Here is an 11,885-nt window from a genome sequence, read left to right as displayed (position 1 = left end):
CCCCGAGGGTCGTGTCCTGCGAGCGTGCACAGGCTCACACCCTCGACAGGCGTCGGGTCGCGTCGGCACGGTCCGCGCGGGAGACCGCCACGCGCGCGCCCAGCACCACCGCGCCGTGCTCGGAGACCACGACCGGGTTGAGCTCGAGCGAGCGCAGCTCGGGCAGGTCGTCGGCAAGCACCGCCACGCGCGCGACGAGGTCCTCGAGGGCAGCGACGTCGAGCGCAGGCAGCCCGCGGTACCCGAACAGCCGCGGCGCCGCCCGCGCCGAGCGGATCAGCTCGGCCACGTCGACGTCGGTCAGCGGGGGGACGCCGTAGGCGACGTCGCCGAGCAGGTCCGAGGCGTCGCCGGCGAGCCCGAAGCTGATGATCGGGCCGAAGAGCGGGTCCTCCACGGACCGCACGACGCACGCCGAGCCGTGCGGCGCCATCGCCTGCACCTMGAGCGGCTCGTCGCCGTCCGCCGGCTCCTGGCCGGCCGCCAGCTCGAGCACCTGGGCCACGTCCGCGCGCAGCTCCGCCTCGTCGGCGACGTCGAGGCGCACCCCACCCAGGTCCGCGCGGTGCCGCAGGGCAGACACCGTGGTCTTGAGGGCGACCGGCCAGCCGATCCGCTCCGCGGCCGCGACGGCGTCGTCGGCGTCGCGCACGCGCGTCGAGGGCAGGACCGCCACGCCGACGGTCGCGAGCAGCTCCGCGGTCCGCGTGCTGTCGAGAGCCAGGGCGGTCTCCCCCGACGCTTCCGCGGCGAGCCAGCCGGCGACGAGGCGGCGCGCGGCCCGCGTCTCGGCACCGACCGGGTGCAGCGGGCGCCCGCGGTCACCGGCTCGCCACCGGGCGTAGCGCGCGGCGTGCCCGAGGGCGAGCGCCGCGTCCTCCGGCGTGCTGTAGGCGGGCACCGTCCACGACCGGCCAGCCGGGTCGTCGGCCGACAGTTCCGGGGTGATCCCGTGCAGGTCGTAGATGCAGGCCACCGTGGTCCGTCCCGACCGGGCGGCGGCCTCAGCCACGGCCCGCTGCAGCGCGACGTCCGGACCCCCGACGGTCGGGATGCGCACGACGACGACCACGTCGCTGTCCGGGTCTGCGTAGAGCTCGTCGACGGCGGCGTGGACCCGCTCGGGCGTCGCGTCCTCCGGCAGGAGCTGGACGTGCCCGCTGACGACGAGGCCCGCGGCCGCCGATGCCTCGGCGACCAGCGCCGCGACCGAGGCGGAGCTGGCCAGGATGGCGGTGCGTCGACCGGCGGGCAGTGGCTGGTGCGCGAGCACCTGCGCGACGTCGAGCAGCTGGTGCGTGTTCTCGACGCGGATCACTCCCGACTGGCGCAGCATCTCGGCGAGCGTGCGGGGCGGGGCGTGCGTCGGCCGGACCGCGTGGCCGGGCGGCACCACCTGGCCCGACCGTCCGGCGGTCACCACGATCACCGGCTTGATGAGCGACAGGCGCCGCGCGACGCGCGAGAACTTGCGCGGGTTGCCCAGCGACTCCAGGTAGAGCCCGACCACGTCCGTGCCGTCGTCGTCGGCCCAGAACTGCATGAGGTCGTTCCCCGACACGTCCGCCCGGTGCCCGGCGGAGACGAACTGCGAGAGCCCGAGCCCCCGGCGACGCACCGCCCCCAGCACGGCCACCGCGAGCGGGGCCGACTGGCAGAAGAGGCCCACGCGTCCCGGCGCAGGGGGCGTGCGCGCCAGCGAGGCGTTGAGCTGCAGCCCGCCCGGTCTCGTCGCGACGATCCCGTAGGAGCTCGGTCCCACGACGCGCATGCCGGCGCCGTGCGCCGCCCGCAGCAGCGCGCGCTGCCGGTCCAGCCCGTCGGGACCCTGCTCGGCGAACCCGGCGCTGAGCAGCACGATCCCCCGCACGCCGAGCCGGGACAGCTCGCGCACCACGTCGGTCGCCTCCCCCGCCGGCACCGCGACGACCGCGAGCTCGACCGGCGCAGGCACGTCCGCCAGCCGCAGGTCCCCTGCCGCGCCGGGCACCCCGACCGCGTGCACGACGACGGACGGGTCGCCCGCCAGCAGGTTCGCCAGCACGCTCGCGGCCAGCAGCCCGGCCAACGTCCCCCCGGGGTCCGCACCCGGTCCGACGACCACCACCGAGCTCGCGTCCAGGAGATCCCGCATCGAGCGCGCCTCGGCCCGGTGCTCGCGGTCGGCCATCACGGCGAGCGACCGGTCCGTCGGGTCGATGTCGAACCCCACCGCGACGATGCCGTCCTCGGTGACCTGCCGCACCGCGTACCCCGCGTCGCGGAACACCGAGATCATCCGGCCGTTCTGCGGCAGCACCTCGGCGACGAACCGCCGTACCCCCCGCTCGCGCGCGGCCGCGGCGAGGTGCTCGAGCAGCACCGATCCGAGCCCGCGGCCCTGGTGCGCGTCGGCGACGTTGAACGCCACCTCGGCCTCGTCGTCGCCGATCCGGTCGTAGCGCGCGACGCCGATGATCTGCTCGACGGCGTCCTCGTCCGCGCCGGTGGGCGGGCCGCTCGACACCGCGACCAGGGCGACGCGGTCCACGTGGTCGACGGTGACCAGCCGCTCGAGGTCGCGCTCCGGCAGTCGTTCGAGCGAGGCGAAGAACCGCAGGTACGTCGACCGCTCGGACTGACCGACGTGGAACGCCTGGAGCGCCGCGGCGTCCTGCGGCCGGATCGGTCGCACGTGCGTCGTCGAGCCGTCGTGCAGCACGACGTCGGCCTCCCACGAGGCCGGGTACGCAGGCACCGGTCGCGGGAGGTCGTCAGCCGTGACGTCCACCATGTCAGTCACGGTAGTGCGGCATGCCGCGCGCCGCGGCCCGGTCGGGCTCCCGCACGGTCCACAATGGTCGCCGCACCGCAGACCGGCCCCCGAGGAGCAGCACCCATGGCGCGTCGCCCCGCGACCCCCGACCTCCCGCCCGAGGATCTCGTCGAGCGCATCGTCGACATCGACGTCGCCGCCGAGATGGAGGGCTCGTTCCTCGAGTACGCCTACTCGGTCATCTACTCGCGCGCGCTGCCCGACGCCCGCGACGGCCTCAAGCCCGTGCAGCGCCGCATCCTCTTCCAGATGTCGGACATGGGTCTGCGCCCGGACCGCCCGTACGTGAAGTCGGCGCGCGTCGTCGGCGAGGTCATGGGCAAGCTCCACCCGCACGGCGACGCGGCGATCTACGACGCGATGGTCCGCCTGGCGCAGCCGTTCTCGCTGCGCCTTCCGCTGGTCGACGGCCACGGCAACTTCGGTTCGCTCGACGACGGACCCGCCGCGCCCCGGTACACCGAGGCCCGCATGGCGCCCGCGGCGATGGCCATGACGACGGGGCTCGACGAGGACGTCGTCGACTTCGTGCCCAACTACGACAACAAGCTGACCCAGCCCGAGGTCCTGCCCGCCGCGATCCCGAACCTGCTGGTCAACGGCGCGGCCGGCATCGCCGTGGGCATGGCGACCAACATGGCGCCGCACAACCTGGTCGAGGTGGTCGCGGCCGCCCGGCACCTGGTCATGCACCCGGACGCCACGCTCGAGGACCTGCTGCGGTTCGTGCCCGGACCGGACCTGCCGTCCGGCGGCAAGATCGTCGGTCTCGACGGCGTCCGCGACGCCTACCGCACCGGCCGGGGCGCCTTCCGCACCCGGGCGACCGCGCGGATCGAGAACGTCACGCCCAAGCGCAAGGGCATCGTCATCACGGAGCTGCCGTACACGGTCGGCCCGGAGAAGGTCATCGAGAAGATCAAGGAGGGCGTCCAGAACAAGAAGCTCTCCGGCATCTCCGACGCCGTCGACCTCACCGACCGCCAGCACGGGCTGCGCCTGGTCATTGAGATCAAGACCGGCTTCCACCCTGAGGCCGTGCTCGAGCAGCTCTACCGCTACACGCCGCTCGAGGACTCGTTCTCCATCAACAACGTCGCGCTCGTCGACGGCCAGCCCCGAACCCTCGGCCTGCGCGAGCTGCTGGTCGTGTGGGTCGAGCACCGCCTGGTCGTCGTCCGGCGGCGCTCCGAGTACCGGCTGGCCAAGCGGCTCGAGCGCCTGCACCTGGTCGAGGGACTGCTCGTCGCGATCGTCGACATCGACGAGGTCATCCAGGTCATCCGCACGTCCGACGACGCGGACACGGCCCGCGCGCGCCTGCGCAGCGTGTTCGACCTCTCCGAGCCGCAGGCCGAGTACATCCTCGAGCTGCGCCTGCGACGCCTGACCAAGTTCTCCCGGATCGAGCTGGAGAAGGAGCAGCAGCAGCTCGCCGAGGAGATCGCCGAGCTGCGCGAGATCCTGGCCGACGACGCACGGCTGCGGGCGCTCGTCTCGGACGAGATGGCCGAGGTGGCCGCGACCTACGGCACGCCGCGCCGCACGATCCTGCTCGAGTCGGCCGGCGGCACGTCGATCACCGGCGCTCCCGCCGCTCGCGGCGCCGCCGCTCCGCTCGAGATCGCCGACACCCCCTGCTGGGTGCTCATGTCCGGCACGGGCCTGCTGGCCCGGACGGCGTCGGAAGAGCTGCCGCCCCGCGTCGAGGGCGCCCGTCGCGCCAAGCACGACGTCGTCTCGGCGGCGGTGGCCGCGACCGCGCGCGCCGAGATCGGTGTGGTGACGTCGCAGGGACGCGTCGTGCGTGTCTCGGTGCTGGACCTGCCGGGCCTGCCCCCGACCGACGGCGCGCCGTCGCTGTCCGGCGGTGTGCCCCTCGGCGAGGTGGTGACGCTGCTGCCCCGTGAGCGCGTCCTCGGGCTCACGTCGCTCGCCGCGGACGCCCCGACGCTGGCTCTGGCCACCGTGCAGGGCACCGTCAAGCGGGTCTCGTCGGGCGACGTGCCCGGCAACCGCGACGCGTGGGAGGCCATCTCGCTCAAGGACGGCGACGAGGTGGTCGGCGTCGCCGCGGTCACCGACACCGACGAGCTGGTGCTGGTCGCCTCCGACGCCTCCCTCCTGCACTTCCCGGCCTCCGCCGTGCGGCCGCAGGGCCGGGCCGCGGGTGGCATGGCGGGCATCAAGCTCGCCGCCGGCCAACGCGTGGTGGCTTTCGGGGCCGTCCGAGCCGAGCAGGCTGCGGACGCGGTGGTCGTGACCGTCGCCGGAGCCTCCGGGGCCCTGCCCGGTACCCAGGCCGGCTCGGCCAAGGTCACGCCGTTCGAGGTCTACCCGGGCAAGGGCCGCGCGACGGGTGGGGTCCGGGCGCACCGGTTCCTGCGCAACGAGGACGCGCTCATCCTTGCGTGGGTGGGCGCGGCGCCGGCCTGGGCCACCGGCTCGGCCGGTCAGCCCGTCGAGCTGCCGCCCCTCGACCCTCGTCGGGACATGTCCGGCACCGCGCTGGCGGCACCGGTGCACGCGATCGGCTGAGTCAGCCGCGTCAGACCAGGGCGACCACGTTGTCCGGCACCGGCGGCCGCTGGACGTAGGTGCGGACCGGCCGCGGTGCCGGCGCGCGGCGCTCGGCGGCGTTCCGGACGATCACCGCGGACGCCAGGAGCCCCTGCCCGACGACGTACGTCAGCATGACCCAGAAGCCCTGCTCCGCGAGGTCCCACGACGGCACGAACGCGTCGAGGGCGATGAGGCTGTCGCTGAGCAGGAAGATCGCCCCGCCGACCGTCGCGAGGCGGCCGAGACCCGTGGCGAGCACGGCCATCGCCGCGAGCACGCCGCCGTAGATCGCGACGGGCACCAGCAGGCTGTCGGCGCCGGGCGCGCAGGCCGCGACCAGCCCGACGAGCACCGCCGCGTACGGCAGCAGCAGGAGCGGGCGGCGGTAGACCACGGAGCGCCGGACGTGCGGGGCGAACGCCACGACGTAGGCCACCTGCGCGAGCAGGAAGAAGCCAACCATCACGAGGAACGCGGCGTCGTCGCCGACTAGGGACGGCACCAGGTCCCCGAGCCACGAGAACCCCAGCGCGACCAGCACCCACGTCACCAGGTGACCCCGGGGCCAGCGGGTCGCGGAGGCCACCACGGCGGCGAGCGTGGGCATGAGCAGCCACTGGGCGACCCGGGCGACGTCCTGCGCCCCCGTCCACTCGGCGGAGAGCTGCACGAGCACCAGCACGACGAAGACCGCGACCCACGTGCGCGCGGCCATGGACAACGAGCGTCCCACGGCGACCTCCTCGAGGCCGGACGTCCTCGTCCGGCGACACCTTCGGCCGGACGTCGTCGTCCCGCCGCGCCGATGCTAACCCGCGCGGGCGCCCCGGCGAGACGGTTCGACGGGCGCGCTCAGAGCTCGATCGAGAACATCGTCGAGCTGTGGAAGACGGCGTACCCCAGGCCCTCGTACAGCCGGTGCGCGCCGGACTGGTTCGCGGTGTCGACGCCCAGCTCGGCCATGTCCATGCCGTCCGCCCGGTACGCCGCCATCACCGTGGCCAGCAGCGCCGGTGCGAGCCGCCTGCCCCGCCACGCGCGCCGCACGCCGAGCAGGTCCGTGTAGCCGGCCTTGTAGCCGATCACCGGCCAGTCCTGCTCGTACCGACCCGACACCAGGTACCCGGCGACCTCGCCCGTGGCGTCGTCGATCGCGACGAAGCTCCACGCTGGGGCGAACATGCTGCGCCCCTGCGCCCAGTCCTGGGCCGTGCGCGGCTCGCTCCCCCAGTGGTCGGCGAACGCCTCGTTGTGCGCGAGCCGCACAGGGTCGTCCAGCTCCGCGCTCCACGGCACGATGCTCAGCCCGTCGGGCACCTCGATCGCGGGGAGCTCGACGTCCAGCGGGCGCCGCATCTCGGCGTAGTACCGCGCGGGCGTGAACCCGCCCGCCCTCAGGAGCCGGACGGTCGCCTCGGCCGCGTCGTCGGTGAACACCGCGAGGCGTCCCGGGAGGTCCTTGCCCGACGCGGCGAGCAGCTGGCGACCGCGCGCCTCCTCCCAGGCGAGCACCTGGCGCCCGATCCCCCGCCCGCGCCACTGCGGGTCGACGGCGCCGTCGAGGAAGGCGCGGACGACCCGCGCGTCGCCCGGCGGCTGGTTCACGCGCGCGAAGGCCCGGATGACGTCGTCGGCATCGACGCCCGCGAGCGTGTCGCGCGCAGGGTCCTTCCAGTCGCCGTCGAACTCCTCGTCGATCTCCTCGGCGGAGGTTCGGTACGGCGTGTCGTCGGCCTCCTCGACCGCCGTGACGAGCCTGGTCAGGGCCGGCACGTCGTCCCGCGTGAGGGGACGCCACGCGATGCCGGGCGTGTCGGTCGGCAAGGGAGCGTCGGCGGGCGCTGCGGCGCGCACGGCGATGGGCGCGAGATCGGTGGCGGTCACGACGACCAGCCTCCCCGCCGCCGCCCCGTCACGGCAACCGAAAAGGTGGTACTCCCGTCCACCGGAACGGGCACGATGGCTCGCGTGTCGACGACCTCTGCCCGGCTCGTGCTCATCTGCGGGCTGCCTGCTACGGGCAAGTCCACGCTCGCCCGACGGCTGGCCGCCCAGCTGCCCGCGATCAGGCTCGACAAGGACACCTGGGTGACCCGGCTCGGCGACGTGTGGGACGACGACCTGCGCGCGCGTGTCGAGCGGCTGTTGTGGGACCTCACGCAGGACCTGCTCGGACAGGGGCAGAGCGTCATCCTCGAGTGGGGACACTGGGCCCGGGCCGAGAGGGACGAGAAGCGACACGGGGCGCGCGCCCTCGGAGCCGAGGTGGAGCTGCACTACCTCTCCGCACCGATCGACGAGCTCGTCCGGCGAGCCGAGCGGCGCACCGCGACCGGCGAGTGGACCGCCGCACCGATCACGCGGGAGCACTTCGCGACGTGGGCGACGACCTTCCAACCGCCCGACGAGGAAGAGCTGCGCCTGTTCGACGACCCCGCCCCCTGAGCGGAGCGCTCACGCGTCGATGCGGCTGCGGTCCAGTCCCTCGGCGCCGGCCACGATGAAGTCCTTGCGCGGGGCGACGTCCGAGCCCATGAGCAGCTCGAAGATCTCCTCGGCCCGCTGCGCACCCTCGACCGTCACCCGGCGCAGCGTGCGCTGCCGCGGGTCCATGGTCGTCTCCGCCAGCTGGTCCGCGTCCATCTCGCCCAGACCCTTGTACCGCTGGATGTCGTCCTTGTAGCGCTTGCCCGCCCGGTCGAGCTTCTTCAGCGTCGCCGCCAGCTCGGCCTCGGAGTACGTGTAGACGTACTCGTTCTTGCGACCGCCACCGCCGATGACCTCGATGCGGTGCAGCGGCGGCACGGCGGCGTAGACCCGCCCCGCCTCCACCAGCGGGCGCATGTACCGGAACAGCAGCGTCAGCAGCAGGGTGCGGATATGCGCGCCGTCCACGTCGGCGTCCGTCATCAGCACGATCTTCCCGTAGCGCGCGGCCTCCAGGTCGAACGAGCGACCCGACCCGGCACCGACCACCTGGATGATCGCGGCGCACTCGGCGTTCTTCAGCATGTCCGTGATGGACGCCTTCTGGACGTTGAGGATCTTGCCGCGGATGGGCAGCAGCGCCTGGAAGTCCGAGCTGCGGGCGAGCTTGGCCGTGCCGAGCGCGCTGTCGCCCTCGACGATGAACAGCTCGCTGCGCTCCACGTCGTCGCTGCGGCAGTCGGCCAGCTTGGCGGGCAGCGAGGACGTCTCGAGCGCGTTCTTGCGCCGCGAGATCTCCTTCTGCTTGCGGGCGGACAGTCGGGCGCGCATCTCTCCGACGACCTTGTCCAGCAGCAGCGACGAGTGCGCCTTGTGGTCACGCTTGGGCGACACGAAGATCGCGCCGAGCTCGGTGTCGAGGACCCTGGCGACGATGGCGCGGACCGGTCCGGTACCGAGCACCTCCTTCGTCTGGCCCTCGAACTGCGGCTCGGCCAGCCGGACGGTGACCACCGCCGTCATCCCGGCGAGCACGTCCTCCTTCTCGATCCGCTCCGAGGTGTCGCGCGCCGAGATCTTGAGCCTCCGGGCGTTCGCGTCGACCGCCTTGCGCATCGTGCGCAGCAGACCCGCCTCGAACCCGGCCAGGTGCGTGCCGCCCTTGGGCGTCGAGATGATGTTGACGAAGCTGCGCACCTCGGTCTCGTAGCCGGTGCCCCACCGCATCGCGATGTCGACCTCGCAGGTCCGGGACACCTCCTGCGCGGTCATGTGCCCGCGGTCGTCGAGCACCGGCACGGTCTCGGTGAAGGTGCCGGACCCGGTGAGGTGCCAGGTGTCCGTCACGGCGGTGTCCGGCGCCAGGTGGTCGACGAAGTCGACGACGCCCCCGCTGTGCAGGAACGTCTCCTCGTGGGGCCCGTCGGCGCCCGGGGTGCCCGCGATGCCGCGCTCGTCGCGGACCACCAGGGTCAGGCCGGGGACCAGGAAGCTCGTCTGCCGCGCGCGCGTGACCAGCTCGTCGTAGCCGAACACGGCCGTCTTGGGGAAGATCTGCGGGTCCGCCCAGTAGCGGACGCGCGTGCCGGTGCGGGCGCGGGCAACCTTGGCGCCGACGGCCAGCTCCGAGCCGGACACGAAGGGCTCGAACGGGCTGTCCGGGCCGATGCCGCCGCGGTCGTCGAACGTCCCCGGCTCACCGCGCCGGAACGTCATGGTGTGCGTGCGGCCGTTGCGGTCGACCTCGACGTCGAGACGGGCGGACAGGGCGTTCACGACGGAAGCACCGACACCGTGCAGGCCGCCCGAGGCACCGTACGAGCCGCCACCGAACTTCCCGCCCGCGTGCAGCTTGGTGTAGACGACCTCGACACCGGTCAGGCCGGTCTTGGGCTCGACGTCGACCGGCACACCGCGTCCGTTGTCACGCACCTCGACCGAACCGTCGGCGTGCAGCACGATCTCGATGCGGTCGCCGTGGCCACCGAGGGCCTCGTCGACGGAGTTGTCGATGATCTCCCACAGGCAGTGCATCAGGCCGCGGCTGTCGGTCGTGCCGATGTACATGCCCGGGCGCTTGCGCACCGCCTCGAGCCCTTCCAGCACGGACAGGTGCCGGGCGGTGTAGCCGGACTGCGAGGAGGTCGTCGTCACGGCCCTGATGGTAGTCGTCGGGCCTGACAGCCCCGCGGCACCATGCCGCCGGCAACGGCCGTGTTGCGGGCCGGTTACAGTCCGCTACGCGGTGAGCGAACCACCCTCTCCGGGTGCGATGGATCCGCGGCCGGGATGGTTCTATGTATTCGTGACCGGGACCATGACGCATCCACTGACCGCGGCCGACCGCTGCGACCGCTGCGGCGCACAGGCCTATGTCCGAGTTGTCCTCCCGGTGGGAGAGCTCCTCTTCTGCGCGCACCACGCGCGCGAGCACGCCCCGAAGTTCGCCGAGCTGGCGACCCACGTCCAGGACGAGACCGACCGCCTGCTGGCCGAGCACGGAGCGGGTGCGGGCGCCGCGAGCTGACGCCACGGCACCACCCACGACAGCGACGAGGCCCGGACCTGATGGTCCGGGCCTCGTCCGTCGTCACCCCTCAGGCCAGCACGTCCCTCCAGGCAAGCACCCGGTAGGACCGCACCACGCCGTTGACGACGAACGGGTCCGTCGCGGCGAACTGCTCCGCGGCCTCGCGGCTGACCAGCACGCCCATCGACCCGTTCGCCTCGGGCTGCTCGAACATGCCGATCGCCGTCAGCAGACCCCGCGCGGCGAAGTCGAGGTAGTGCGCCGTGTGCGCCTCCATGTGCACGGGAGCCAGCGCGAGCACGTCCGGTGCGGACTCGTAGAGCACGACGTACTTGACCTCGGTCACGACGATCCCGCGTCGACGTGCGCGACCAGCCGGTCGAAGATCATGCCCCAGCCACGCACGTAGGAGCCGCCGCGGTACCCCTCCGGCAGCGCGCACGCGCCGCCGAGCTGCTCCTCGGTCATCCGCTCCCAGCCCCGGTGCTCGACCGAGACACGCGTGAGCCCGACGCCGAGGGCCCGGAAGCGCAGCTCGACCTCGGTCGGTTCCGGGGTCAGCAGCCACGACATGGTGAAGCCGTGCGGCGGGTCCCACGCGACGAGCCGGCCCCATTCGCGCGTGGTCCCGTCGTCCCAGGTCTCGACGACGCTCCCCCCGAGGCGCTGCTCCATCGTCACGTCCCGGACCCGGTCGCCGCCGGAGGAGAACGGCTCGACCGGCCACCAGACCCCGATCTCGCGGACGAAGACGTCGAAGGTCCTGGTCACGTCCGCGCGCACGGTCGTCGCCTGGTGCACCGGCGGGGCGGCCAGGGCGAGCTCAGGCCGTCGCACGGTCGTCCCTCTCGGCGCCGTCGGGGTCGAGGACCCCCACCTCGACCTCGACGAGCCGCCGCGCCACGTCGAGCGATGCCGCCCACGTCTCGTCGAGGTAGGACCGCAGCCCGGCCAGCCCCTCCGGCCGCGACCGGTAGAAGTTGCGTGTGCCCGCGCTCCGGCGGGTGACCAGTCCCGCGTCCTCGAGCACCTTGAGGTGCTGGCTCACGGCGGAGCGGGTCACGTCGAAGGCCTCCGCGAGCCGGCCCACGGGGAGCTCGTCGTGGGCCAGCAGCGTGAGCATCTCGCGGCGCCGCGGCTCGGCGAGCGCGCGCAGGACCGTGTCCGTCTGACTCACGCCCACAGTCCTACCGCATGTCCCTCCGGGTCGGCGAGGACCGCGATGCTCCCGTTGTCCGCGGGGAGCGCGGTCGGCGGCGTCAGGGTCGATCCGCCCAGCTCCTCCGCCCTGGCCAAGGTCGCACCAAGGTCGGCGACCCGGACGTACATCAGGATCCCCGGCGGCAGTCCGTCCGGGTCCGCAGCACCGATTCCGCCGCCGACCGCCTCGGCGGGCGCGCCCGTGTCGAGGAGCGTGTACCCGCCGAGCTCGGGCGGCGCCTCCCCCGTCCAGCCGAACAGCTGTGTGTAGAACGTGCGCGCACGGTCGGGATCCTTGCTCGTGATCTCGAACCACATGACGGGACTGCCCATGATCCACCTCCGGTCTGC

At 73.4% G+C, this 11,885-nt stretch carries 11 protein-coding genes; 3 read left to right on the top strand and 8 right to left on the bottom strand.

The genetic code is table 11. The features are described from left to right. Positions 1 to 34: 34 nt before the first annotated feature. The gene (locus AC1DYZ_RS11660) at positions 35 to 2,773 is read right to left on the bottom strand and encodes a bifunctional acetate--CoA ligase family protein/GNAT family N-acetyltransferase (protein WP_477065357.1); all 2,739 of its coding nucleotides are present in this window, start codon (positions 2,771 to 2,773) and stop codon (positions 35 to 37) included. Between the two features lie 105 nt (positions 2,774 to 2,878). Between AC1DYZ_RS11660 and AC1DYZ_RS11655 the strand changes: the two genes are divergently transcribed. Continuing rightward, positions 2,879 to 5,353, top strand: coding sequence for a DNA gyrase/topoisomerase IV subunit A (locus AC1DYZ_RS11655; RefSeq protein WP_477065356.1), 2,475 nt, complete (start codon positions 2,879 to 2,881; stop codon positions 5,351 to 5,353). 10 nt (positions 5,354 to 5,363) lie between these two features. Here AC1DYZ_RS11655 and AC1DYZ_RS11650 read toward each other — a convergent pair whose 3' ends face one another. Further along, positions 5,364 to 6,110 (bottom strand): lysoplasmalogenase, encoded by a 747-nt coding sequence (locus AC1DYZ_RS11650; RefSeq protein WP_477065355.1) that lies wholly within the window; start codon positions 6,108 to 6,110, stop codon positions 5,364 to 5,366. Positions 6,111 to 6,229: 119 nt separating this feature from the next. Continuing rightward, the gene (locus tag AC1DYZ_RS11645; protein WP_477065354.1) at positions 6,230 to 7,261 is read right to left on the bottom strand and encodes a GNAT family N-acetyltransferase; all 1,032 of its coding nucleotides are present in this window, start codon (positions 7,259 to 7,261) and stop codon (positions 6,230 to 6,232) included. 84 nt (positions 7,262 to 7,345) lie between these two features. On the opposite strand from AC1DYZ_RS11645, the gene AC1DYZ_RS11640 reads away from it, so the two are divergent. Then, complete coding sequence (locus tag AC1DYZ_RS11640) at positions 7,346 to 7,822, top strand: P-loop nucleotide/nucleoside kinase family protein (RefSeq protein WP_477065353.1); 477 nt, start codon at positions 7,346 to 7,348, stop codon at positions 7,820 to 7,822. A 9-nt stretch (positions 7,823 to 7,831) separates the two neighbouring features. Here the strand turns inward: AC1DYZ_RS11640 and AC1DYZ_RS11635 are convergent, their stop codons facing one another. Beyond that, positions 7,832 to 9,958 carry a DNA gyrase/topoisomerase IV subunit B gene (locus tag AC1DYZ_RS11635; RefSeq protein WP_477065352.1) on the bottom strand — a complete coding sequence of 709 codons (2,127 nt, stop codon included), beginning with the start codon at positions 9,956 to 9,958 and terminating at the stop codon, positions 7,832 to 7,834. A gap of 118 nt (positions 9,959 to 10,076) precedes the next feature. On the opposite strand from AC1DYZ_RS11635, the gene AC1DYZ_RS11630 reads away from it, so the two are divergent. Then, entirely contained in the window at positions 10,077 to 10,331 is a 255-nt protein-coding gene (locus AC1DYZ_RS11630) for a DUF7455 domain-containing protein (RefSeq protein ID WP_456824263.1), read from the top strand. A 70-nt stretch (positions 10,332 to 10,401) separates the two neighbouring features. Here AC1DYZ_RS11630 and AC1DYZ_RS11625 read toward each other — a convergent pair whose 3' ends face one another. The 4 genes from AC1DYZ_RS11625 to AC1DYZ_RS11610 are packed head-to-tail and all read right to left on the bottom strand — an operon-like array spanning position 10,402 to position 11,867. Next, on the bottom strand, positions 10,402 to 10,680 hold the full coding sequence (locus tag AC1DYZ_RS11625; protein WP_477065351.1) for a YciI family protein: 279 nt from the start codon (positions 10,678 to 10,680) through the stop codon (positions 10,402 to 10,404). Beyond that, positions 10,677 to 11,171, bottom strand: a complete 495-nt coding sequence (locus AC1DYZ_RS11620; RefSeq protein WP_477065350.1) for an SRPBCC family protein — start codon at positions 11,169 to 11,171, stop codon at positions 10,677 to 10,679. Before AC1DYZ_RS11620 ends, AC1DYZ_RS11625 begins: the two co-directional genes overlap by 4 nt. Further along, positions 11,158 to 11,511 carry an ArsR/SmtB family transcription factor gene (locus AC1DYZ_RS11615; protein WP_477065349.1) on the bottom strand — a complete coding sequence of 118 codons (354 nt, stop codon included), beginning with the start codon at positions 11,509 to 11,511 and terminating at the stop codon, positions 11,158 to 11,160. The genes AC1DYZ_RS11620 and AC1DYZ_RS11615 overlap by 14 nt, the downstream gene beginning before the upstream one ends. After that, complete coding sequence (locus AC1DYZ_RS11610; protein WP_477065348.1) at positions 11,508 to 11,867, bottom strand: VOC family protein; 360 nt, start codon at positions 11,865 to 11,867, stop codon at positions 11,508 to 11,510. Before AC1DYZ_RS11610 ends, AC1DYZ_RS11615 begins: the two co-directional genes overlap by 4 nt. Positions 11,868 to 11,885 lie beyond the last annotated feature (18 nt).

This window comes from Cellulomonas sp. P1_C4 (genome assembly GCF_056406355.1).
The sequence above is the reverse complement of the archived record's forward strand: the minus strand, read 5'-3'. Positions and strand labels throughout refer to the sequence as shown.

Excerpts from the sequence above, each read along its gene's own strand:
- AC1DYZ_RS11655 (WP_477065356.1), top strand. The coding sequence starts at position 2,879 with ATGGCGCGTCGCCCCGCGACCCCCGACCTCCCGCCCGAGGATCTCGTC.
- AC1DYZ_RS11630 (WP_456824263.1), top strand. The coding sequence starts at position 10,077 with ATGGATCCGCGGCCGGGATGGTTCTATGTATTCGTGACCGGGACCATG.
- AC1DYZ_RS11610 (WP_477065348.1), bottom strand. The coding sequence starts at position 11,867 with ATGGGCAGTCCCGTCATGTGGTTCGAGATCACGAGCAAGGATCCCGAC.